The sequence below is a fragment of the Ammoniphilus sp. YIM 78166 genome (assembly GCF_004522215.1).
In the GTDB taxonomy this organism is placed as follows: domain Bacteria; phylum Bacillota; class Bacilli; order Aneurinibacillales; family RAOX-1; genus YIM-78166.
The window spans coordinates 1-331 of the sequence record NZ_SDLR01000063.1 but is presented as its reverse complement, the minus strand read 5'-3'; the positions used below and the strand labels follow the sequence as shown (position 1 = coordinate 331).

1 protein-coding gene is annotated in these 331 nt (G+C 43.2%); it reads right to left on the bottom strand.

All coding sequences use genetic code 11. The features are described 5' to 3' along the window. Positions 1-314 (bottom strand): hypothetical protein (locus tag EIZ58_RS32905; RefSeq protein ID WP_134705223.1); only part of this gene is annotated, 314 nt, incomplete at its 3' end. Positions 315-331: the final 17 nt, after the last annotated feature.

The window sequence follows — 331 nt, the reverse complement described above, 5'->3', positions numbered from 1 at the left end:
TCTTTCCAATCATAAGCAAACAGCAACTGACTTTTTTTTCTAATTTCCATCCCCATATCCAGTTCTTGCTCTTGTTTGACCCCTTTTTCAAACCTTTCTACAAATGCATACATCGTCGTTACCAGCTCGGTATTTTTGTCGACATCTAATACCTTTACCTGATCAAGCATTAAGCCCGTTATAATGCGCTTCGTTTCATCAGACAGGGAGGCTGGCGCGATGGTTGCCACGTGCTCTGGATTGGGTTGTTGCTGACAACCCAGCGTAAACATGAGAAGGAATCCCGTGATAATGGGTCTCAGAAAGTTCTTCATTACCATTCTCCTATCGT